The organism is Brevibacterium sp. GP-SGM9 (assembly GCF_047300845.1).
Taxonomy (GTDB): Bacteria; Actinomycetota; Actinomycetes; order Actinomycetales; family Brevibacteriaceae; genus Brevibacterium.
The window spans coordinates 1,200,760-1,223,650 of the sequence record NZ_CP178563.1 but is presented as its reverse complement, the minus strand read 5'-3'; the positions used below and the strand labels follow the sequence as shown (position 1 = coordinate 1,223,650).

Genomic DNA, 22,891 nt, shown 5'->3' with positions numbered 1-22,891 from the left:
AATGTGCACCGCAGCGTTTGGAGGCGACGATGTCCACACATGTCGATGAGTTGAAGAAGGACCCCGACACGGGGGCTCCGAAGCGACCCGCACGGCCGAAGAAGTCCAACGGCCAGTGGAAGGTCGACGGCACCGAACCGCTCAACCAGAACGAGATCGACAAGGCCGCGGACAACGGGCTGAATGTGCGCGCCCGCATCGAAGAGGTCTACTCGAAACAGGGGTTCTCCTCGATCACCGGCGATGACCTCCACGCCCGGTTCCGCTGGTGGGGGCTCTACACCCAGCGCAAGCCCGGCATCGACGGCGGCCGCACCGCGAAGCTCGAACCCCATGAGCTCGAAGACGAGTACTTCATGCTCCGGGTCCGCATCGACGGCGGCAAGCTCACCACCGAGCAGCTGCGCACGATCGCCGACATCTCGAACGACTTCGCGCGCGGATCGGCCGACCTCACCGACCGGCAGAACATCCAGCTCCACTGGATCGAGATCGAGAACGTCCCCGAGATCTGGCAGCGCCTCGAGGCCGTCGGCCTGCAGACCACCGAGGCCTGCGGAGACGTGCCCCGTGTCATCCTCGGCTCACCCGTGGCCGGCATCGCCGCCGACGAGCTCATCGACCCGACGCCGGCGATCGAGGAGATCTCCCGGCGCTACATCGGCGATACGAGCCTGTCGAACCTGCCGCGCAAGTACAAGACCGCGATCACCGGCCACCCCAGCCAGGACGTCGTCCACGAGATCAACGACTGCTCCTTCGTCGCCGTCGACCACCCCGAACACGGCATCGGCTACGACCTGTGGGTCGGCGGTGCCCTCTCCGTGGTTCCCCGCTTCGGTGAACGGCTGGGCACGTGGGTCGCCCCCGACCAGGTCGTCGAGACCTGGCTGGGCGTGACCCAGATCTTCCGTGACTACGGCTTCCGCCGCCTGCGGAACAAGGCGCGCCTGAAGTTCCTCCTCGCCGAGTGGGGACCCGAGAAGTTCCGCGAGGTCCTCGAGACCGAATACCTCGGCTACCGCCTCGCCGACGGGCCCGCACCGACCAAGCCGATCGTCGCCGGAGACCACGTGGGCGTGCACAAGCAGGTCGACGGCCGTTACTACATCGGCGTCACCCCGGTCGTCGGACGCGTCTCCGGGACCCTGCTGGGCCAGATCGCCGACCTCGCCGAGAAGTTCGGCTCGACCCGGCTGCGGACCACTCCGCACCAGAAGCTCCTCCTCCTCGACATCGAGAAATCCGATGTCGATGACGTCGTCGCCGGCCTCGACGCCCTCGGGCTCTCCAGCCGCAAGGACCTCTTCCGCCGCTCGACGATGGCCTGCACGGGCATCGAATACTGCAAACTCGCGATCGTCGAGACCAAGCAGACCGCCGCGGACACCATCGACAAGCTCGAGGAGCGCCTGGCCGGCATCGATCTGCCTCATCCGATCAGCCTCCACCTCAACGGCTGCCCGAACTCCTGCGCCCGGATCCAGACCGCCGACATCGGACTCAAGGGTCAGATCGTGACCACCGACGACGGCGAACAGGTGCCCGGCTTCCAGGTCCACGTCGGCGGGGGACTGGCCTCGAAGGACCGCGACGAAGCCGGCCTCGGACGCACCGTCCGCGGTCTCAAGGTCACCGCCGACAACCTCGGCGACTACGTCGAGACACTCGTCCGCCGCTTCCTCGACGGCCGATCCGAGACCGAGACGTTCTCCGAATGGGCCCACCGCGTCGATGATGAGGAGCTGGTATGAGCACGACCACCACGGACAAGCGCAGCATCGAGGAGCTCAAAGCCCTCGCCGAGGCAGGCAATCGGGCGCTGGCCGGAGACCCCGACAACGGCGTGGCCGAATCCAACCCCGCCGATGTCATCCGCTGGGTCTCCCGGAACTTCGACACCTCCGCCTGCGCCGTGGCCTGCTCCATGGCCGATGCCGCCCTGCCGCACTACGTCGCTCAGTACCTGCCCGGGGTCGACGTGCTCTTCCTCGACACCGGCTACCACTTCCCGGAGACCTACACCACCCGCAACGAGGTGGCGGCGAAGGTCGACGTCAACATCGTCGACGTGATGCCCGAGCAGACGGTGGCCGAGCAGGACGCCGAATTCGGCAAGGACCTCTTCGCCCGCGATCCGGGTCTGTGCTGTGCCCGTCGCAAGGTCGCACCTTTAAGCAAGTCCCTGGCCGGCTATGAGCTCTGGTTCACCGGGGTGCGCCGCGACGAGGCTCCGACGCGGGCGAACACCCCGCTGGTGACCTTCGACGAGAAGAACGGCCTGGTCAAGGTCAATCCCGTCGCCTCTTGGTCCTTCGATGACCTCCTCGACTACGCGCGCGCCTTCGACGTGCCGGTCAATCCACTGCTGTCGCAGGGCTACCCGTCCATCGGCTGCCAGCCCTGCACCCGTCCCGTGGCCGAGGGGGAGGACCCTCGCGCCGGTCGCTGGTCGGGCACTTCGAAAACAGAATGCGGACTACACGTATGAGCATCGACCACGCACCCCTGTCCACCCTCGACGTCCTCGAGTCCGAGGCCATCCACATCATCCGTGAGGTCGCGGCCGAGTTCGAGAAGCCGGTGCTGCTGTTCTCCGGCGGCAAGGACTCCGTGACCGTGCTGCACCTGGCGGCGAAGGCCTTCTGGCCAGCGAAGATCCCCTTCGGGCTGCTCCACGTCGACACCGGGCATAACTTCCCGGAGATCCTGAAGTTCCGCGACGAGACCGCCGAACACTACGGCCTCGAGCTCAGCGTGGCGAAGGTCCAGGACTACATCGACGACGGTCGGCTGCGCGAACGCCCCGACGGGACGCGCAACACCCTGCAGACCCAGCCGCTCCTCGACGCGATCGCGGCCGGCGGCTATGACGCGGTGTTCGGCGGAGCCCGCCGAGACGAGGACAAGGCCCGTGCCAAGGAGCGCATCCTGTCCCTGCGCGATGAGTTCGGCGGCTGGGACCCGAGCAACCAGCGACCCGAGCTGTGGAACATCTACAACGGCCGGCACGTCAGCGGTGAGCACGTCCGCGTGTTCCCGATCTCGAACTTCACCGAACTCGACGTGTGGAGCTACATCGCCCGGGAGAACATCGCCCTGCCCGAGCTCTACTACGCCCATGAGCGCGAGGTCTTCAACCGCGACGGCATGTGGTGGGCCACGGGTGAGTTCTCGACCCCGCGCGAGGACGAGAACGTGATCCGACGGACCGTGCGCTACCGCACCGTCGGCGATATGAGCTGCACCGGAGCCGTGGAGTCCGATGCCTCCGACATCGACTCCGTCCTCGCCGAGGTGGCCGTGACAACCGTGACGGAGCGCGGAGCCACACGCGCCGACGACCGGATCTCGGCCGCGGCGATGGAAGACCGGAAGAAGGACGGATACTTCTGATGACGACGACACCAGTGACCACGACGACGAAGACGCTGCTGCGCTTCGCCACCGCCGGATCCGTCGACGACGGCAAATCGACGCTCGTCGGCCGGCTCCTCCACGATGCGAAGGCGATCCTCGCCGATCAACTCGAGGCCGTCACGGCGACGAGTCGGGAACGCGGATTCCTCGGCGGAGAGTTCGACTTCGCCCTGCTCACCGACGGGCTGCGAGCCGAACGCGAACAGGGCATCACCATCGACGTCGCCTACCGGTACTTCGCCACCGACCGCCGCTCCTTCATCCTCGCCGACTGCCCCGGACATGTGCAGTACACCCGCAACATGGTCACCGGAGCCACGACCGCCGACGCCGTGGTTGTCCTCATCGACGCCCGCACCGGAGCCACCGAGCAGACTCGCCGCCATCTCACCGTGGTCCAGCGGCTCGGCATCGAGCACGTGATCATCGCGATCAACAAGATCGACCTCCTCGGCTACGATCGGGCCGAACTCGAACGGGTCGAGGCCGAGGTCGAGGCGCTGGCAGCGGAGATCGGCCTCGAGGCACCGCATCTCATTCCCGTCTCCGCACTGGCCGGGGACAATGTGGCGGAGACCTCGGCGAACACGCCGTGGTACTCCGGGCCTGCTCTGCTCGAACTCCTCGAGACCCTGCCGAGCAAGGAGGAGAACACCGCCGACCTCGAGCCCTTCCGCCTCGATGTGCAGTCGGTGCTGCGACCTCAGGGAGGGCTCGCACCGGGACTCGACCCCGAGGAATACCGGGACTACCGGGCCGTGACCGGGCAGGTGACCTCCGGGCGGGTCCACCTCGGCGATGAGATCGACGTCCACCCCGCCGGCATCAGGACCACGGTCGTGGGCATCGACACCGCCGACGGGCCTTTGGAGTCCGCGGGCGCCCCGCTGTCGGTGGCGCTGCGCCTGGCCGATGACATCGACACCGCCCGCGGCAGCGTGCTCGCCGCGGCCGGGACCCTGCCGCAGCCGCGCAAGGAGCTGCGCGCCGAGGTGTTCCCATTCACCACTGAGGGACTGCGCACCGGAGATCGGGTGCTCGTCAAGGCCGGCACCACCACGGTCAAGGGCATCGTCACCGTCGAATCGAGACGGAACCTCGCCACCTCGCAGATCGAGGACGCCGAGGTGCTCGCCGGCAACGACATCGGCGTGGCCCGGGTGAAGCTGGCCAGTGCGCTGCCGCTGCCCGACTTCCGCGAGCACGGCCGTTCCGGCGGCTTCCTCATCATCGATCCGCAGTCCGGGGGGACCGTCGCCGCCGGCATCCACGCCCCCGAGGAGGAGTGACCATGAGCCTGTTCACCCGTCAGGAACCGGGCAGCGTGCTGCTCATCGGCGCCGGCCCCGGTGACCTGGGTCTGCTCACGGTCAAGGGTCTGCGTGCCCTGGAAGGCGCCGACGTCATCGTCGCCGACCGCCTCGGCGCCCGCTCGGTCATCGAGCAGCTCGAAACCGAACGGGGACGAGCACTCGAAGCGGAGATCATCGACGTCGGCAAACATCCCGGTCATCACCCGGTGCCGCAGCAGCGCATCAACGAGATCCTCGTCGAAGAAGCCCGCCGCGGTCGCCGCGTCGTCCGCCTCAAGGGCGGAGACCCCTTCGTCTTCGGCCGCGGTGGGGAGGAGACCGCCCACTGCATCGCCGCCGGCGTCGAGGTGCAGGTCGTCCCGGGTGTGACCAGCGCGAACTCGGTGCCCGCCGTGGCAGGCATCCCCCTGACCCACCGCGGACTCGCCACCGCCTACAGCGTCGTCACCGGACACGACCAGCTGGCCGAACTCGGCGGGGGACGCGACCACACCGTCGTCGTCCTCATGGGCATCGGCACCCTGGCCCACTCGGCGATGACTCTCGCGAGAGGACCACGCGGGGGAGACTGCCCGGTCGCGATCATCGAGGACGGGTACGGAGAGAACCAGCGAGTGACCGTCGGAACGCTCGACACCATCACCTTCCAGGCCGCCAGACGCTCGGTGAAGTCCCCGGCCATCATCGTCGCCGGAGACGTCGTGACCCTGAGCCCCTACGCCGTCGGTGCCTTCAGAGCAGCGGCGCAGACCCAACCCGCACTCATGAGGAATCCATGACCTACATCATCGCCCAGCCCTGCGTCGATGTGAAGGACCGCGCCTGCATCGAGGAATGCCCGGTCGACTGCATCTACGAGGGCAAACGCTCTCTCTACATCCACCCCGAGGAATGCGTCGACTGCGGTGCCTGCGAGCCCGTCTGCCCGGTGGAGGCCATCTTCTACGAAGACGACGTCCCCGAGGAGTGGGAGTCCTACCACGCCGCCAACGTTGACTTCTTCGACGACATCGGCTCCCCGGGCGGAGCCGCCTCCCACGGCGTCATCGACGCCGACCACCCCTTCATCGCGGGCCTGCCCCCGCAGAACACCGACGACTGACCCGGGCTTCGCCCGATGAGAAGGAGAACCATGACGACCCAGCCCTTCCGGGTGGCCATCATCGGTGCCGGCCCAGCCGGCATCTACGCCGCCGATCTGCTGACCAAGGCCGAACGCGACTTCGAGGTCAGCATCGACCTCTTCGAGCGCCTGCCGACTCCCTTCGGCCTCGTCCGCTATGGTGTGGCTCCCGATCATCCGCGGATCAAAGGCATCATCAATGCTCTGATCAAGGTCCTCGACCGCGGCGACATCCGCCTGTTCTCGAACGTCGAGTACGGCGTCGACCTCGGACTGGGCGAGCTCACCGACCTCTACGATGCCGTGATCTTCTCCACCGGCTGCTTCGTTGATGCGCCGCTGTCGATTCCCGGTGTCGACCTGCCTGGTTCCTACGGCGCCGCAGACTTCGTCAACTGGTACGACTCGCACCCCGATGTGGGTCAGACCTGGCCGCTCGAAGCGGAGCAGGTCGCCGTGCTCGGCAACGGCAATGTCGCTCTCGACGTGGCCCGGGTGCTGGCCAAACAGGCCTACGACATGCACACCACCGAAATTCCGGACCACGTCTACGAAGGGCTCAAATCTTCGCAGGTCACGGACGTCCACGTGTTCGGACGCCGCGGACCGGCACAAGCGAAGTTCACACCGCTGGAGCTGCGCGAACTCGGTCATGTGGCCGATGTCGATATCATCGTCTACCCCGAGGACTACGAGTTCGACGAAGGGTCGATGGCTGCGATCGAGTCCTCGAACCAGGTCAAGCAGGTCGCGAAGACCCTGACCGATTTCACGATGCGTGAGCCGACGGGTGCGAAGCGCCGTCTGCACCTGCACTTCCTCCATGCACCGGTGGCCATCCTCGGCGAGGATCGGGTGACCGGGCTGCGCACGGAACGCCAGGAGCTCGACGGCGACGGGGGAGTCAAGGGCACCGGGAACTTCCACGACTGGGACATCCAGGCCGTCTACCGGGCGGTCGGGTATGCGGGCAGCGAACTGCAGCAGCTGCCCTTCGATGCGAAGCGAGGCGTCATCCCCAACCATGAGGGCCGCGTCGTCGACGCCGAAGAACAGGCCAAGGCGGCCGAGGCCGACGTCATCCCCGGCGTCTACGCGACCGGGTGGATCAAACGCGGTCCCGTCGGGCTGATCGGGCACACGAAGGGCGATGCCCTCGAGACGATCACGCACATCCTCGAGGATCGAGCTTCGGGAGCTCTCACCGGACCGGTGAACCCGAGCGAGGACGCGATCGTCGACCTCCTCGAGTCCAAAGGCATCGACTATGTCGACTGGGAGGGCTACCACCGGGTCGAAGCCGCCGAGAAGGCCGCGGGTGAAGCCGAGGGCCGTGAGCGTGTGAAGATCGCGACCCGTGAGGGCATGCTCGCCGAGGCGCGCGGACATGTCTCGAACGAACCGGCAGGGCAGCCGGCCGCCGGACACTGAGCCGCTGAGGCAGTGGTCTCCGAGACACTAGTCGCCGCGGCACTCGGTCTCCGAGACAACAGTCGCCGAGAGTGACACGTCCTACCGTTGCAACGGTAGAACGTGTCAGTCTTGGGGCGTTATGCGCCGAGGAAGGACGTAGGCTCGGAAAGAGGCGCCGCAGGCCGCGGCGCACAGGCATCGACGAAGGAGTCTGACCGTGACCGACCGTTCTGCCCGGATCGCCGTGATCGGAGGCGGCATCGCCGGAGCTTCCCTCGCCTTCGGACTGGCCTCCCGAGGTGCCGACGTCACCGTCATCGACGACGCCATGGCCGGCCAGGCCACCGCGGCCAGTGCCGGGATCATCGCCCCCTGGGTGTCCACGAGCACGGGTGCCTACTATGACACCTACGCCGCCGGCGGGGACTTCTACCCCGAATTTCTCGACCGGCTGCGCGAGCTCGGGATCCCCGAACTCGGCTATCGGCGCACCGGAGCCCTCGTCGTCAATCGGAACCCCGAGACCCTCGCCGAGGCGGCCGAAACCATCTGTGCACGCGTCGCCGCCGCCGGTTCCGTGGCCGGTGAGGTGTGCGAACTCGATGCGGCGGAGTCCGCCGCGGTCTTCCCTCCGCTGGCCGCCGAGATGACCGGGCTGCTCGTGACCGGCGGCGGGCGGGTCGACGGGCGCACCTTCCGCGATGCCATCCTCACCGGCGCCGCGCTCAAGGGCGCGAGGCTGATCCACGACGCGGCCCACACGATCACCGCCGCCGGTGCGCGCACGTGGTCGGTGGGCACGACCTCGGCGAGGGAGGACTTCGACGTCCTGGTCATCGCCGGGGGTACCCGCAGCGCCGCGATTCTGCAGACCCTCGGCACCGCGGTGGAGATCGCACCCCAGCGCGGACAGCTCATGCACCTGCGGCTGCCGGAGACCAACACCGCGGTGTGGCCGACGGTCCACCCGCTCGACCACCACTACATCACCCCCTTCGACGGCGGGCGCATCGTCATCGGCGCCACCCGTGAGGACGGTGTCGGGTTCGACGTCAGGACGACGGCCGCCGGGCAGAAGCAGGTGCTCGACGATGCCCTGTCCATCGCACCGGGACTCGCCGAGGCGAGCGTGCTGGAGACGCGGATCGGCATCCGCCCGATGTCGGTGCGTGCCGACGGACTGCCGTTCGCCGGTCCGGTGCCCGGCGCGCCGGGCCTGTGGCTGGCCTCCGGGTTCGGTGCCGGCGGACTGACCATGGGCCCGCTCATCGGCGACGCGGTGGCCAGGGCGATCCTCGGCCAGCCCGCCGCGGAGATCGCCGACCTCGGACTGTGACTTGCTAGTCTGAGCCCATGAGAGCGGTGCTGCCCCGAGCCTTCCGCTGGTTCTGGGCGGCCGAAACGGTCTCCGGCTTCGGCGCCTGGATCACCTTCCTCGCACTCCAGGTCATCATCGTTGAGCACCTGCATGCCGGGGCGATCGGCCTCGGCTGGCTGGGTGCCGCCAGATGGCTTCCCTATCTGCTCTTCGGCCTCGTCCTCGGCGCACTCATCGACCGGGTGAGACGGCGGCCGGTGATGATCGCCAGCGATCTGATGCGGGCCGGCCTGCTCTGCCTCATCCCGCTGCTGTGGTGGTCAGGGCACCTCTCGCTGCCGATTCTGCTGGTGCTCGTCGCCGTGCTCGGCACGGCCACGCTGATCAATGACAGCGCCTCCCAGGCGTTCGTCCCCCGACTCATCCCGTCCGCTGCGCTGCAGTCCGCGCATGCTCGCATCGACGGGACCAATGCGGCCGCGGAGACCGCAGGACCGGCGCTCGGCGACGGTGACCGGAAGCTGCTCAGGGAGATCGGGGCCGGTCTGCGCTGGGTGTACGCGAATCGCAGCCTGAGAGACTTGGCGATCTGGACCCATGTCTGGTTCGCCGCCCAGGCGATCCTTCTCACGGTCGCTGCCGACTACATCCTCTCCGACATCGGCCTCGACGCCTTCTGGTTCGGCATCATCGTGGCCGGCAGCGGACTGGGCGGGATCATCGGAGCGGTGGCGGCACGGCCGGTGGGACTGCGTCTGGGCTACGGCCGGACGGTGATTCTCGCCCATGCGATCTCCACGGTGGGAGTGCTCGTGCTCCTGGCCGCAATGCCTGTACATCAGGCGGGGCAGGTCGGGCAGGCCCCGCAGCTGACTGCCGTGTCCGTCCTCTTCCTCGGGCAGCTCCTCCACGGCTTCGCGATCGGGCTGAGCAACTCGCACGAGCTGGCCTACCGGCAGTCGATCACCCCGGATGCCTTCCAGGCCCGGACCAACACGACGATGCGCTCGACCAACCGGGCCGTCTTCGTTGTGGTCTCACCCGTGGCCGGGGTCGTCGCCGCGGCAGCGGGCGCTCAGTTCGCGCTGACCGCGGCGGTCTGCATCTTCGGACTCACCGCGATCGGACTGTGGTTCTCTGCGTTCCGCACGGTCCGCCTCGGCGAGGACTGACTCAGTCCGGCAGGGGCGAGGCGACGGCCTTGGCCACCGCGTCGAAGGCCCGGATGGTGGGGAACAGCTTCGTCGCGTCCTGGGGCAGGCCCCAGCTCGAGAGCTTGACGCCGACGACGTTTGCGCCGGGGTTGATGTAGATCATCTGGCCGTGGATGCCCAGGGCCAGGAAGGCGTGCGAATCGGGGTAGGGGAACCAGAACTGGTTGCGGTACATCCCCCCGGGCATCCGATTGTCGCCGGGGCCGTCGGCGAAGGCCTGCCGGGTGTCCGCGTCGCCGGTGAGCGTGTCACCGATCCACGAGGTCGGCGCCACCTGCTCGCCGGTCAGGGACACTCCGCGGTTCGCATAGAGGCAGCCGAACCGGGCGAGGTCCCGCAGGGTCGTATTGATCCCTCCGTCGAACATTCCCACACCGTACTGATCGGTGGCGATGAGGGCGTCGCGTTCGGCGCCGATGCGCGACCACAGCAGACGCGACATCAGCGTCTGCATGCTCTCGCCGGCGACCTTCTCGCACACCCAGCCGAGGACGTCGGTCTCACACGAGCGGTACTCGAAGGGCCCGCCGTGCTCGGACTTCGCCTCAAGAGTGGTGAGGAAGTCATACATGCCGATGCCCGGGGTCTCCCGCTTCGCCTCGGACCAGCCGATCGACTCCTCGATCTGTCTGACCTCGGACTGCGGGTCGAGGTAGTTCTCGGAGAACCTGATGCCCGAGCGCATGTCGAGGATGTGGCGCACGCTCGCCCCGGCATAGCCGGAGGAGGCGAGCTCGGGAACGTAGTCGGTGATCGGGCGAGCAGGATCGAGATCCCCGGCGCCGACGAGGTTGCCGGCGACGGTGCCGATGAGCGACTTGCTCACCGACATCAGCAGGTGCTCGGTCTCCGGTCCCATCGTGCCGAAGTACTCCTCGGTGAGCACGGTGGAGTTGTGGAGGACCATCCAGGCATCGGTGTCGCTGTCCTCGATGACGCTGCGCACGGTGCGCGCCGCGGAGAACTCGGTGGCCGGGATCTCGACGGCACCGAGGTCCTGCAGGTCGGCGGGGAGTTCGGCGATCGGGCCCGAGCCGCGTGAGATCGGCGTCGTCGGCAGCACCTGATCGACGTGCTGGAAGGACCAGCGGACGTGGTCGGGTTCCTGCCAGTTGTCCCGGTCGACCCCTGCGGCGGGGTCGACGACGGGCACGGTCTCCTCGGGTGACGTCTCAGCCACGCTTCACCTCTAGCTCTCTCATCGCTGCCTCGAAACTCCTCAGGCGGCCGGCTCCGGCCGCGCAGTCCGTGACGAGAGTATCACCGGGCGCCGCGGCGCCCGCCGTTCGGTCAGTCACCTTTGGCGCCGGGCCCGCCCAGGGCGGGGGAGGGGTCCTCGGCCGCGACCGGGACGCCGGAGTACATGGCGCGGATCGAATCGATGAAGTGCTTGGCGCGGATGCTCAGGGCGTTCGAGCCGCCCGCCTTCGTCTGCAGCGGGTTCTTCGTCACCAGCACGCCGAGGTCGGCTCCCTTCCAGCGATACTCCCCGGCACCGTAGATGCGCAGGAAGAACACCTCGCTGCCGTTCTGCAGGGGATGCCAGTCGAGGGCCGCCCGCTTGTACGTCAGGGTGCCGTACTGGTCGAGGAAGTACTGTCCGGTCAGCGGGGAGTGGGTGATGTACTCGGTGATGTCGGCGGTCTCCTTGATGACCATCTGCGACCACTCGTCGGCACCCGAGAGTTCCTCCCACCGTTCGTTGATCTCGTCGACGTCGAGATCGAATTCGACGTCGAGGTACTCGAGCAGATGGAACAGGAACAGCGGCACGTCGGCATAGGCTCCGGCCGTGACGTTCGTGATCGCCGAGGCGCCCGAGATCCGCGGATTGAGCTCGCCGAGCCAGACATCGTCGGTGTCGAGATCGACGAGCACATCGACCTCGAAGAAGCCGCGATACCCGCGCTTGCGCAGACCTTCGCCCATCTTCCGCACGAGGTCCCTGGCGCGGGTTCGCTGATCGGCGGTGAGCACATCCGGGGTCATCTCATTGCCGCACCAGCCGCCCTTGTACGGAGTCAGCTCGGTGAACCCGGCCAGCTCGGTGAGGAAGGGGCCGACGACGACGCCGCTCGAGGTGATCACGGCCTCCACAGCCACCGGTGTGTTGTTGATCCGCTTCATGATCTTCAGCTGTTCGCCGATGATGTCGTCCTTGTACTTCTCCCAATCGGCGGCCGAGGAGATGAAGAACGTGGTCTTCCCGGAATCGCCGTAGGGGGTCTGCACGACCAGATCGGTGCCCAGGTCCGCCTCGGCGGCCCCCGCATTCAGGGCCTCATAGGTATCGGCCGTGGTCAGGACGTTGGGCACGGAGAAGGCACCGGCCTCATTGCCGAGCTTCGTCGTCTCGATCTTCGAGTCGAGCTGATTGCGCAGCGCCGCCGAGGGCAGGATGAGATCGTAGCCGAGCTCACGGCAGATCCGCTCGGTCTCCTCGTCGAAGAAGACCATCGCCACCTGCACCCGCTCGCCGTGCGGGACGTTGCGGGTCATGTGCGCCCGGACCTCGGCGTTGAGCAGCAGCCAGTTGTTGATCGCCTCACCGGACTCGAACTCGACGAAGGGCTTGTAGCGCGGGGAGAAGACGCGCGGGTGTCCGCCGTCCCAGCCGTCGTAGTAGGTGATGTAGGAGAAGTTGCGCACCCAGCGGTCGAGGCCGAGCAGATTGAACGGGGTCGCACCGATGAAGTAGATCGGGGTCTGATTGGTGCGGAAGAAGTGTCGGACCTCCGAGATGTTGCGCAGGGGCCGTCGGATCTGGACCCGGTCGGCCTCCTCACCGGCGTAGGCGGCATCGGTGCCGACCGCGACCTCGGCTTCGGCCGGATCGATCGGCTCGCTCGGTGCTGCGGCACCCGTCGCCGAGGCGGTCGCGGCCTTCGGAGGAGGTGTTCCCGGAGAGTCGGGGGACGGAACCGCCACACCGTCCTTGACCCGGGCTCGGTCGTTCGTCTTCTGCGACGTGGCGGTCGTGTTCGAAGATTCAGTCGTCATCGCTCACTCCTTCGTACAATGTGATGTGGACAACATATAACAGTTCTAGTGCGCTGTGGCCGATAGTGGAGCAATTCCATGAACCGGAAGCGAACTCCCGGTGGCCCGCACCCGCCGCCGCTCGGATTCCGCCGAGGCGAAGCAGGCGGCTAGGCTGGGAGTACGCAGTCCCCACCGTCGGAAAGAGAGCACTATGCCGGTGAATACCGAGAAACAGGGAGCGAGCTACTCCCTGCCCAGGCCCTATGAGGTGTCCCGGGAGGCGATCGCGGAATTCGCGCTCGCCACCGGAGCCGAGGCCGACTACCACTTCGACGCCGAGGCGGCGACCTCCCTGGGCTACCGCGATGTCGTGGCCCCGACCACCTTCGCCGTGATCATCGCGCAGAAGTCGGAGGCCGCCTACATCTCCGATGCGGACTCGGGCATCGACTTCTCGAAGGTCGTCCACGGTTCCGAGCAGTTCTCCTTCACCCGCCCCATCGTCGCCGGCGACAGCCTCGAGGCCACCACCCATGTCGACGGAGTCCGCGCCGCCGGCAGCAACGCCATGATCACCACCCGCACCGAGATCACCGATATCGCAGCCCAGCCCGTGGTCACCGTGACCTCGACGATCGTCGTGAGAGGAGACGGAGAATGAGCACCATCGACTTCTCCCAGCTGACCATCGGCGACACCGTCGTCGAAGCCGAGATCCCCCTGTCCCGAGCCTCCCTGGTCGACTATGCGGCCGCCTCGGGCGATCACAACCCGATCCACTGGAACGAGCGCTTCGCCACCGAGGTCGGACTCGAGGGAGTCATCGCCCACGGCATGCTCTCGATGGCCGTGGTCATCGCCCCGATCGTCGAATGGCTCGGCGATCCCGGTTCGGTCGTCGACTACCGCACCCGCTTCTCCGCCCCGGTGCTCGTCCCAGACGCGGAATCCGGGACTCCGGCGACCCCGACCGCCTCGCTTGCGCTGAGTGCCACCGTCGGCGCCGTCGACGCGGCCGTGGGCACAGCGCGCATCGACGTCACCGTCAAGTCCGGCGAAACCGACGTGCTCAGCCGCACCCAGGTGCGGGTCTCCCGGTGATCTCGACCCACCTGTCCGAATTCACCACCTTCCACCTCGGCGGTCCGGCCCCGGATCTCAGGCTGGCGCGGGACCGCGCGGAGCTGCTCGACTTCTGCCGTGAGCACTCCCTGGAGCTGCAGACCCAGGGCGGTCACGATGTGCTCTTCATCGGCGGCGGCTCGAACCTGCTCATTGCCGATGAGGGCTTCCCCGGACCCGTCTGCGTGGTGGCGACCACGGGTGTGGGCGTCACGGAGGTCTCGGAGTCAACGAGCGAAGTCACCGCCGAGGCGGGGGAGAGCTGGGATGAGTTCGTCTCCCTCACCCTCGAGCGCGGACTCTCCGGACTCGAGGCGCTGTCCGGGATCCCCGGCTCGGTCGGGGCGACCCCGATCCAGAACGTCGGAGCCTACGGCACCGAGGTCGGCGAACTCATCACCTCCGTCGAGGTCTTCGATCGCATCGCCGGTCAGATCCGTCATCTCAGCGCGGTCGAACTCGAATTCGGCTACCGCACCTCGGCGCTCAAACGTGCCGCACAGGCGGCCGGGACACCGCAGTTCGTCGTGCTCTCGGTGACCTTCGCGCTCCAGCGCAGCTCCGAGTCGCTGCCCGTCCGCTACGCCCAGCTGGCCTCGGCGCTCGACGTGGAGATCGGTCAGCGCGTCGCCGCCGAGCGCGTGCGCAGCAGCGTCGTCGCCCTCCGCCGGTCCAAAGGCATGGTCCTCGATCCGGCGGATCACGACTCCTGGTCGGCCGGATCGTTCTTCACCAATCCGATCGTCGACGACCCGGATGCGCTGCCGTCCGAGGCGCCCCGCTTCCCCGTCACGGACCCGCTCAGCGGGGCCGAGATTCCGGGGCGGACGAAGACCTCGGCGGCCTGGCTGATCGAACACGCCGGTTTCGCCAAGGGCTTCGGCGTGGGCGCCGGGCGGGCCCGGCTCTCGAGCAAGCACACCTTGGCGCTGACGAACCGCGGTGAGGCGAGCACGGACGATGTGCTCGAACTCGCGCGCACGGTCGTGGCCGGTGTCGAGGAGTCCTTCGGCATCGTCCTCGAACCCGAACCGACCTTCGTCGGCTGCCGGCTCTGAATCTTCCCTGGATTTCTTCCCTAGACTGGGGGAGTGTCACCGCGCCGCCGAACCTCCACCCTGCTCATCACCCTCGCCGTGGTCGCTCTGGCGACCCTGCCGTGGTCGCTCTTCACCGCCCGCGCCGATCTGACCTTCGGCCCGCATGAGGCGCAATATCGTCTCACCGCGGACTCCCGGCTGACCGTCGACTTCGGGCCGCTGGGGCGCCTCCTCGTCCCCGCCGAGGACTACATCCCCCTCGGCCTGGGGCTGCGAGTCGACATCGGCGAGATTCCGGTCTCCGGGGTCTCCGCGGACGAGGGCCGGACCTCGGCATCCCAGCGACGGGACGCCGACGGCGGACTCGGCGATGGGAAATCGGCCGCCGAGGCGGTTCCCGGGGGAGGTGCCGTCGATGCCCTCGGCGGCGACATCGCCTCCTACGCCTCGCTGTTCTCCGCCCCGCAGGCTCAGGTCGACCAGGTCGTCGAGGGGCTGAGCAGAGAGATCCTCTCCCGTTGGGCACTGGCCGTCTGCCTCATCACCGGAGTCCTCGTCGGCGTGGCCGTGGTGCTCGGACCCACCCGCCTGGACGGGATCATGCGTGCCTTCGTCGGCAAGGAGCTCATCGGCATCGGCCTCGTCACCGTGCTCGTCCTCGCGGGCCTGGGCACCGCCGTGCTCAGACGCCCGGAGCCCCTCGTCGCCGATCCCGCCTTCGACGGGACTCCGCTGGCCGGATCTCAGGTCACGGGCCGCCTCGGCGGGATCATCGACACCGCGTTCACCGCGGTCAAAGACTTCTCCGACGACAACGACGCCTTCTACGATCAGGTGCTCGCCAACCTCCGCGCGCAATGGAACCAGCGACCCCTGACAGGAAACTGGAGCGACCGAGGCCTCGTGCCCCCGGCAGGAGTCGGCACGGGCGGTGACACCGGGGCAGGCGAGGGCGTGAGCACCTTCGTGTTCGGCTCGGACATCCACTGCAACATCGGCATGGCCCGGGTGGTCGGGGCCGTGGCGGGCATGAGCGGAGCCGACGCCTACATCGACGGCGGCGATATCACCATGACCGGAACCTCGGCGGAGAACTACTGCCTCGACGTCCTCGACGACGAACTGCCCGATGGCCTGCCGCGGATGATGGTCAAAGGCAACCACGACTCGACCGAGACGAGCGGACATGCGAAGAGCCGCGGCTGGAAGGTGCTCGAGGATTCGACCGCGGAGATGGCCGGAGTGACCTTCTTCGGCGGCCCCGACCCCAGACGCACAGTCTTCGGCTCCGGAGCTCAGCTCGAGACCGACCTCACGGCCGACCAGTACGCGCAGAAGCTTCGCACCGAGGCCTGCGAGACCGAGTTCGACATCATGCTCATCCACGATGCGAAGGTCGGCGCCCCGGCGCTGCGCTCGGGCTGTGCGCAGTACGCTCTGAGCGGACACTGGCACCGGCGGGTCGGACCGGAGACCTTCGGCAGCGGAGTCCGCTATCTCAGCTCCACCACCGGCGGGGCGCTGGCGAACGCGCTGACCCCGGGCCCGCTGAAGATGAACGCGGAACTCTCGATCCTCCGCGTCGACAACGCCACGAAGCGCCCCATCGACGTGCAGATCATCACGGTCACACCCGATGAGGTCGTGACCATCGAACCCTGGGTCCGATTCCCGACTCCGCTGCCGCTCGCGGCCCAGCCGCCGAGCACGCCCGACGAGGACTGAGACGCCCCCGGAGACCCGGTTCGACGAACGGCGGTCGGAGACGGTATGCTCGTTTCTCGTGGTCGGAGAAGTCCGGCCGAAGGGGTGTGGCGCAATTGGTAGCGCAACGGTCTCCAAAACCGTAGGTTGCAGGTTCGAGTCCTGTCACCCCTGCGCAGTTGACATCTGCCGTCGTCGTCTCGGCGAGATGCCGTCCTCGACAGGCATGAAACAATTGTGAAGTCCCCAATGAAACCGACCGAGTGAGGATGTGTGAGCGACACACCGGCAAAGAAGACTGGCAGCGCACCCAGCAGTGCCACCGGTCGAAAGAAGCTCGGGTTCTTCGGACGAATCCTCCAGTTCTTCCGCGAAGTCGTGGCCGAACTCAAGAAGGTCGTCACCCCGACACGCAAGCAGCTGGTCAACTACACCTTGGTGGTCCTGGGATTCATCCTCTTCATGATGCTCCTGGTCACGGTCCTCGACCTCGTCTTCGGCAAGCTCGTCGGGTTCGTCTTCGGCGGGACACCGCTGTGGCCATTGTGGTGACACACTCAGCTCAGACTTTTCACTCCCATCCGGGAATCACTACACCAGAAGCGAGGATTTGATCGGTGTCGGATACCAGTTCACCCGAGCAGGAGACCCCTGAGACTCAGGACGCGACCGTCGACGAATCGATCGACGCACCGGCGGCCGACGCCGAGGCTGTCGTGACCGAGGATGTCGTCGAAACCGACGATGTCGCCCAGACCGCAGACGTCGCGGACTCCGCCGAGGGCGAAGCCGCCGAAGCCACCGCGGACGAGGCTCCCGCCACCGACGCATCCGCAGACGCGGACGAGGCTCCCGCCGAGGATGTCGAAGGCGATGCCGCCGAGGCTCCGGCCGAAGACGATGCCGTGGATCCGGCCGAGGAGTTCAAATCCGAACTGCGCATGCAGGAGGGTGACTGGTACGTCATCCACTCTTACGCAGGGTATGAGAACCGCGTCAAGCAGAACCTCGAGAACCGCACCGTCAGCCTCAACCTCGAAGACTTCATCTTCGAATCCCAGGTTCCGATGGAAGACGTCGTCGAGATCAAGAACGGCCAGCGCAAGCAGGTCCGCCGCGTCCGCATCCCCGGCTACGTGCTCGTTCGCATGGAGCTGACCGATGAGTCCTGGGGCGCCGTGCGCCACACCCCGGGCGTGACCGGCTTCGTCGGCAACGCCTACGATCCGACCCCGCTGTCGATCGACGAGGTGTTCACGATGCTCGCCCCGATCTTCGAAGAGCGTCAGGCCGAGGCCGCCGCTGCCGAAGGTCCGGCCGCCGAGGCGGCTGCGAAGTCCGCCCCGATCACCGAGGTGGAGTTCGAGGTCGGCGAGTCCGTGCTCGTCAAGGAGGGCTCCTTCGAGGGTCACCCCGCGACCATCCAGGAGATCCGTCCGGAATCGCAGAAGCTCACCGTGCTGCTGTCGATCTTCGAGCGCGATGTCCCCGTCGAACTCGGCTTCGACCAGGTCTCCAAACTCTGACCACAGATGCGCAAACGAGAAGGGCCCGGATTCGTCCGGGCCCTTCTCGCGTCTCGGGGGTCCGAGCCGGGACCTCGAACTGTGGCCTCGAGCCGTGGCCTTGTGCCGGGACCTCGAACCGTGGCCTTGAGCCGGGCCTCGAGCCGGGATTCGGGTGATCGGAGCCGCCGTGATCCCACTCACGGGCATTTGCTCCGGGGTGAGTGCGCATGGAATACTGGTGTGGTTTGATCGCGGCTCTTATCGGAGGCCGCGATCGGACGATGCGCCGTATTCGTCTGGCGCATCGAAACTTCAAGATTAAGGACCGTACATGCCTCCCAAGAAAAAGGTAGCCGGCCTCGTCAAGCTCCAGATTCAGGCAGGTGCCGCCAACCCGGCGCCTCCGATCGGTCCGGCGCTTGCCCAGCACGGCGTCAACATCATGGAATTCTGCAAGGCCTACAACGCCGCCACGGAATCCCAGCGCGGGAACGTCGTTCCCGTCGAGATCACTGTGTTCGAAGATCGTTCGTTCAGCTTCGTGCTCAAGACCCCGCCGGCCGCAGAGCTGATCAAGAAGGCTGCCGGAGTGAAGTCGGGTTCGGCCACTCCGCACACCGTCAAGGTCGCTCACCTCAGCGCCGATCAGGTGCGTGAGATCGCCAGCACGAAGATGCCTGATCTCAACGCCAACACCCTGGAACAGGCCGACCGCATCGTGGCCGGAACCGCTCGTTCCATGGGCATCACCACCGACGTCGAGGTCTGAGACCCCACAACCCACAGTGGCAGGGCCCACGCAGCCCACACCACGACTGCAAGGAGAGAAGCAGATGGCAAAGCGTTCAAAGGCCTATGAGGCCGCGGTCGAGAAGATCGCCGCAGATGTGAAGTACGAACCGGCTCAGGCGATCGTCCTGGCCAAGGAGACCACGGTGGCGAAGTACGACGCCACCGTCGAGGTCGCCCTCCGCCTCGGGGTCGATCCCCGCAAGGCAGACCAGATGGTGCGCGGCACCGTCAACCTTCCGCACGGTACCGGCAAGACCGCCCGGGTCCTGGTGTTCGCCGCCGGCGACCGTGCAGAGGCAGCCCGCGAAGCAGGTGCTGACTTCGTCGGCTCCGATGACCTGCTGGAGAAGGTGGCCGACGGCTTCACCGACTTCGACGCCGCGGTTGCCACCCCGGACATGATGGGCAAGGTCGGCCGTCTCGGTAAGGTGCTGGGTCCCCGCGGCCTGATGCCGAACCCGAAGACCGGCACCGTGACCATGGATGTCGCCAAGGCCGTGACCGACATCAAGGGCGGAAAGATCGAATTCCGCGTCGACAAGCACTCGAACCTGCACTTCATCATCGGTAAGGTCTCCTTCACCGAGGCTGCTCTGCAGGAGAACTTCGACGCCGCGATCGAGGAGATCCTCCGCCTCAAGCCGTCCTCCTCGAAGGGCCGCTACATCACGAAGGCGACCGTGTCGACCTCGAACGGTCCTGGTGTGCCGATCGACAACTCGACTCTGCGAGTCTGATCGACTGATCCGGACATAGAGTTCGCCTGAGAAGGGGCGGGAAGTGAGCTGATCACTTCCCGCCCCTTCTTGTCTGCGGCCTTGCCCGGGTCGGGCTTCGAGGATAGATTGTGACCACTGAGACAACCCTCTGACTCCCGCCGATGGAGGTGGATCGCCCCGCCATGCAATCGATGCCGCTGCTCGAAGACGAGTACCAGCGCATGGTCCGCCGGGCCCATGAACGCCTGCAGAGTCTCAGCTCCCACGACACCGACCCGTCTGCGCCGGGCGTGCGCCCCTCCGTCCTCGAATCCTGGACCCGCTCCCTCGACCGCCTGCGGGATCCTGCCGGGGTGCAGACCCGGGTGGCCTATGAGGCCGAGCAGCTCGCCGAGGTGAGACGGCGTCACCCCTTCCACTCGATCATGCCTTTGCTGCGTTCCCACCTCATCGAACCCGCGAACGATGCGGGCCTGCTCGTGGCGCTCGGTGACGAGCAGGGACGACTGCTGTGGGTCGAAGGCGAACGGTCGGTGCGCAATCGGGCCGAATCGATGGGATTCGTGCCCGGAGCCGACTGGTCGGAGGATGTGATGGGCACCTCGGCGCCCGGTCTGGCCCTGCGGTCGGGCAGCGCCGTGCAGATCAGCCAGGCCGAGCACTTCGCCCCCGAGGTGCATTCCTGGAGCTGCAGCGCCGTGCCCGTCAAACACCCGCTGACCGGACAGGTCCTCGGCATCATCGACGTCACCGGGGGAGACGACGCCGTGTCCTCGATCGTCCTGCCGCTGCTGACCTCGACGGCCAAGGTCGCCGGCGCCGGACTCTCCGAGCTCTACACCCCGAACTCCGGCGAGCTCTCACGTCCCGGCGAAGGATCGGATGCCTACCTCACGGTCACCGGTTCCACTCCGCAGCTGCGCGGCCCCGACGGCACCTCGTTGACACTGACCAGACGCCACGCGGAGATCCTGCTCCTCCTCCACCGCAGCCCGGAGGGCATCAGCGGCGGGGGACTGGTCGAGCAGCTGTGGCCGGTCGGCGGCAGCGAAGTCACGGTCCGCGCCGAGATCACACGTCTGCGCCGGGCCATCGACCACCTCGGCGATCTGCGGGTCGACGCTCGCCCCTACCGGCTGCGCGGCGGCTTCGGCTCCGATGTCGAACGGATCCACCAGGCGCTGGCGCAGGGGGATGTGGAGACCGCGCTCGATCGGTACCGTGGGCGGGTGCTGCCGGAGTCCGATGCGCCGGGCGTCCGGGAGATCAGCGATGAGCTCGATGCGCTGATGCGCGAGACTCTGCTCCAGGACGGAACCTGGCAGCAGCTGTGGCGCTATGCCGGACTGCCGCAGTTCCGCGGCGATGACGAAGTGCTCATGGCCGTGCTGCGCCTCGCCCCGCCCGAGGCCCCCGAACGCAATGCGGCGCTCGTCCGCCTCGAAGCCCTCGGACTCTGAGCCTCGCGCCGCCGGCCGAGGATGTGATGCAACGCACGTGCAACGTTGCCCTCTGTAGCGTCTGAAGCACACGGAGAACATCCGGTGGAAGCAGACGCATCAAAGGAGTTGCAATGACTGTTTATGCACAGCCCGGCCAGGACGGCTCGCTTGTGACCTTCAAGTCTCGGTACGAGAACTTAATCGGAGGACAGTGGGTTCCGCCGGTCAAGGGCAACTATTTCGAGAACCCCACCCCGATCACCGGCAAGACCTTCACCGAGGTCCCCGCGAGCACGGCCGAGGACATCGAGGTCGCCCTCGATGCCGCGCACAAGGCGGCACCTGCCTGGGGCAAGACCTCACCGGCCGAGCGTGCGGTGATCCTGAACAAGATCGCCGACCGCATCGAGGAGAACCTCGAGACTCTCGCCGTCGCCGAGACCTGGGACAACGGCAAGGCGGTGCGTGAGACACTCAACGCCGACCTGCCCCTGGCCGTCGATCACTTCCGGTACTTCGCCTCGGCGATCCGAGCCCAGGAAGGTGGACTGTCCCAGATCGACGAGGACACCGTGGCCTACCACTTCCACGAACCCCTCGGCGTGGTCGGGCAGATCATCCCCTGGAACTTCCCGATCCTCATGGGCGTGTGGAAGATCGCCCCGGCGCTGGCCGCAGGCAACGCGATCGTCCTCAAACCCGCCGAGCAGACCCCGGCCTCGATCCTCGTCCTCGCCGAGCTCATCGCCGATCTGCTGCCCGACGGCGTGCTCAACATCGTCAACGGCTTCGGTCTCGAGGCCGGCAAGCCGCTGGCCTCGAACAAGCGCATCCGCAAGATCGCGTTCACCGGTGAGACCACCACGGGTCGTCTGATCATGCAGTACGCCTCGCAGAACATCATCCCGGTGACCCTGGAGCTCGGCGGCAAGTCCCCGAACATCTTCTTCGAGGACGTGCTCTCCAGCGACGACGCGTTCTGGGACAAGGCGCAGGAGGGCTTCACGATGTTCGCCCTCAACCAGGGTGAGGTCTGCACCTGCCCGTCCCGTGCCCTCGTTCAGGAATCCATCGCCGATCCCTTCCTCGACGCGGTCGTCGCCCGGACGAAGAAGATCGTCCAGGGCAACCCGCTCGACACCGACACCATGATGGGCGCCCAGGCCTCGAACGATCAGCTTGAGAAGATCCTGTCCTACCTCGATATCGGAAAGCAGGAGGGCGCCGAGGTGCTCACCGGCGGTGCCCGGGCCGACCTCGGCGGGGACCTGTCCGGCGGCTACTACGTCCAGCCGACGATCTTCAAGGGCAGCAACAGCATGCGGATCTTCCAGGAGGAGATCTTCGGACCCGTCGTCTCGGTGGCCACCTTCAGCGACTACGACAATGCGATCGCCACGGCCAATGACACTCTCTACGGCCTCGGCGCCGGAGTCTGGTCCCGTAACGGCAACACCGCCTACCGGGCCGGTCGCGACATCCAGGCCGGTCGCGTGTGGGTCAACAACTACCATGCCTACCCGGCACACGCAGCGTTCGGCGGCTACAAGGCCTCGGGCATCGGACGTGAGAACCACCTGATGATGCTCGACCACTACCAGCAGACGAAGAACCTGCTGGTCAGCTACGCGGAGAGCAAGCAGGGCTTCTTCTGACCCCGCACCCACTGCTACCTGACGGCGGCGCAGCAACCTCGCGCCACGTAGCTGGGCCGCCGTCGGGTGCTTCGGCCACAATCTCAAACCCCGCAATGCAGGAAATCCACCTCGCCGCATCACCAC

Annotated in this window: 21 protein-coding genes and 1 tRNA gene; 20 read left to right on the top strand and 2 right to left on the bottom strand. The window is 67.0% G+C overall.

What is annotated here, in order from left to right:
• Positions 1–29: 29 nt before the first annotated feature.
• From ACH82I_RS05575 to ACH82I_RS05535, 9 genes are all read left to right on the top strand, one after another.
• A complete protein-coding gene (locus ACH82I_RS05575; RefSeq protein ID WP_413336064.1) occupies positions 30–1,754 on the top strand; it encodes a nitrite/sulfite reductase in 1,725 nt (574 codons plus the stop codon).
• Positions 1,751–2,491 (top strand): phosphoadenylyl-sulfate reductase, encoded by a 741-nt coding sequence (locus ACH82I_RS05570; RefSeq protein ID WP_413336063.1) that lies wholly within the window; start codon positions 1,751–1,753, stop codon positions 2,489–2,491. The genes ACH82I_RS05575 and ACH82I_RS05570 overlap by 4 nt, the downstream gene beginning before the upstream one ends.
• Entirely contained in the window at positions 2,488–3,396 is a 909-nt protein-coding gene (cysD, locus tag ACH82I_RS05565) for a sulfate adenylyltransferase subunit CysD (RefSeq protein WP_230746869.1), read from the top strand. The genes ACH82I_RS05570 and cysD overlap by 4 nt, the downstream gene beginning before the upstream one ends.
• Positions 3,396–4,709, top strand: a complete 1,314-nt coding sequence (locus tag ACH82I_RS05560) for a sulfate adenylyltransferase subunit 1 (RefSeq protein ID WP_413336061.1) — start codon at positions 3,396–3,398, stop codon at positions 4,707–4,709. The genes cysD and ACH82I_RS05560 overlap by 1 nt, the downstream gene beginning before the upstream one ends.
• A gap of 2 nt (positions 4,710–4,711) precedes the next feature.
• Positions 4,712–5,512 (top strand): uroporphyrinogen-III C-methyltransferase, encoded by an 801-nt coding sequence (gene cobA, locus ACH82I_RS05555; protein WP_413336059.1) that lies wholly within the window; start codon positions 4,712–4,714, stop codon positions 5,510–5,512.
• Positions 5,509–5,835, top strand: coding sequence for a ferredoxin (fdxA, locus tag ACH82I_RS05550; protein WP_413336057.1), 327 nt, complete (start codon positions 5,509–5,511; stop codon positions 5,833–5,835). Before cobA ends, fdxA begins: the two co-directional genes overlap by 4 nt.
• Positions 5,836–5,865: 30 nt before the next feature.
• Positions 5,866–7,287, top strand: coding sequence for an FAD-dependent oxidoreductase (locus tag ACH82I_RS05545; protein ID WP_413336055.1), 1,422 nt, complete (start codon positions 5,866–5,868; stop codon positions 7,285–7,287).
• Between the two features lie 199 nt (positions 7,288–7,486).
• Positions 7,487–8,605, top strand: a complete 1,119-nt coding sequence (locus ACH82I_RS05540; RefSeq protein WP_413336053.1) for an NAD(P)/FAD-dependent oxidoreductase — start codon at positions 7,487–7,489, stop codon at positions 8,603–8,605.
• A gap of 17 nt (positions 8,606–8,622) precedes the next feature.
• Positions 8,623–9,759 (top strand): MFS transporter, encoded by a 1,137-nt coding sequence (locus ACH82I_RS05535; protein ID WP_413336051.1) that lies wholly within the window; start codon positions 8,623–8,625, stop codon positions 9,757–9,759.
• A 1-nt stretch (position 9,760) separates the two neighbouring features.
• On the opposite strand, the gene ACH82I_RS05530 is transcribed toward ACH82I_RS05535, so the two are convergent.
• Together ACH82I_RS05530 and ACH82I_RS05525 are read right to left on the bottom strand one after the other, a co-directional pair.
• Positions 9,761–10,981, bottom strand: a complete 1,221-nt coding sequence (locus ACH82I_RS05530; RefSeq protein WP_230746846.1) for a serine hydrolase domain-containing protein — start codon at positions 10,979–10,981, stop codon at positions 9,761–9,763.
• Between the two features lie 110 nt (positions 10,982–11,091).
• Positions 11,092–12,801, bottom strand: a complete 1,710-nt coding sequence (locus tag ACH82I_RS05525) for a biotin carboxylase (protein WP_413336049.1) — start codon at positions 12,799–12,801, stop codon at positions 11,092–11,094.
• A gap of 193 nt (positions 12,802–12,994) precedes the next feature.
• On the opposite strand from ACH82I_RS05525, the gene ACH82I_RS05520 reads away from it, so the two are divergent.
• From ACH82I_RS05520 to ACH82I_RS05470, 11 genes are all read left to right on the top strand, one after another.
• Complete coding sequence (locus ACH82I_RS05520; RefSeq protein ID WP_413336047.1) at positions 12,995–13,444, top strand: MaoC family dehydratase N-terminal domain-containing protein; 450 nt, start codon at positions 12,995–12,997, stop codon at positions 13,442–13,444.
• Positions 13,441–13,884, top strand: coding sequence for a MaoC/PaaZ C-terminal domain-containing protein (locus ACH82I_RS05515; protein WP_413336046.1), 444 nt, complete (start codon positions 13,441–13,443; stop codon positions 13,882–13,884). The genes ACH82I_RS05520 and ACH82I_RS05515 overlap by 4 nt, the downstream gene beginning before the upstream one ends.
• Complete coding sequence (locus tag ACH82I_RS05510) at positions 13,881–14,963, top strand: UDP-N-acetylmuramate dehydrogenase (RefSeq protein ID WP_413336044.1); 1,083 nt, start codon at positions 13,881–13,883, stop codon at positions 14,961–14,963. Before ACH82I_RS05515 ends, ACH82I_RS05510 begins: the two co-directional genes overlap by 4 nt.
• Positions 14,964–14,996: 33 nt before the next feature.
• Positions 14,997–16,670: a metallophosphoesterase family protein gene (locus ACH82I_RS05505; protein ID WP_413336042.1), complete on the top strand. Its 1,674-nt coding sequence runs from the start codon at positions 14,997–14,999 to the stop codon at positions 16,668–16,670.
• 80 nt (positions 16,671–16,750) lie between these two features.
• Positions 16,751–16,823 (top strand) — tRNA-Trp (locus ACH82I_RS05500).
• 99 nt (positions 16,824–16,922) lie between these two features.
• Positions 16,923–17,201 carry a preprotein translocase subunit SecE gene (gene secE / locus ACH82I_RS05495; protein WP_230746836.1) on the top strand — a complete coding sequence of 93 codons (279 nt, stop codon included), beginning with the start codon at positions 16,923–16,925 and terminating at the stop codon, positions 17,199–17,201.
• A gap of 65 nt (positions 17,202–17,266) precedes the next feature.
• Entirely contained in the window at positions 17,267–18,175 is a 909-nt protein-coding gene (gene nusG / locus ACH82I_RS05490) for a transcription termination/antitermination protein NusG (protein ID WP_413336040.1), read from the top strand.
• Between the two features lie 313 nt (positions 18,176–18,488).
• Positions 18,489–18,926, top strand: coding sequence for a 50S ribosomal protein L11 (rplK, locus tag ACH82I_RS05485; protein WP_413336038.1), 438 nt, complete (start codon positions 18,489–18,491; stop codon positions 18,924–18,926).
• Between the two features lie 64 nt (positions 18,927–18,990).
• A complete protein-coding gene (rplA, locus tag ACH82I_RS05480) occupies positions 18,991–19,686 on the top strand; it encodes a 50S ribosomal protein L1 (protein WP_230746830.1) in 696 nt (231 codons plus the stop codon).
• Between the two features lie 143 nt (positions 19,687–19,829).
• Positions 19,830–21,128 carry a GAF domain-containing protein gene (locus ACH82I_RS05475; protein WP_413336036.1) on the top strand — a complete coding sequence of 433 codons (1,299 nt, stop codon included), beginning with the start codon at positions 19,830–19,832 and terminating at the stop codon, positions 21,126–21,128.
• Between the two features lie 113 nt (positions 21,129–21,241).
• The gene (locus ACH82I_RS05470; RefSeq protein ID WP_413336034.1) at positions 21,242–22,765 is read left to right on the top strand and encodes an aldehyde dehydrogenase family protein; all 1,524 of its coding nucleotides are present in this window, start codon (positions 21,242–21,244) and stop codon (positions 22,763–22,765) included.
• Positions 22,766–22,891 lie beyond the last annotated feature (126 nt).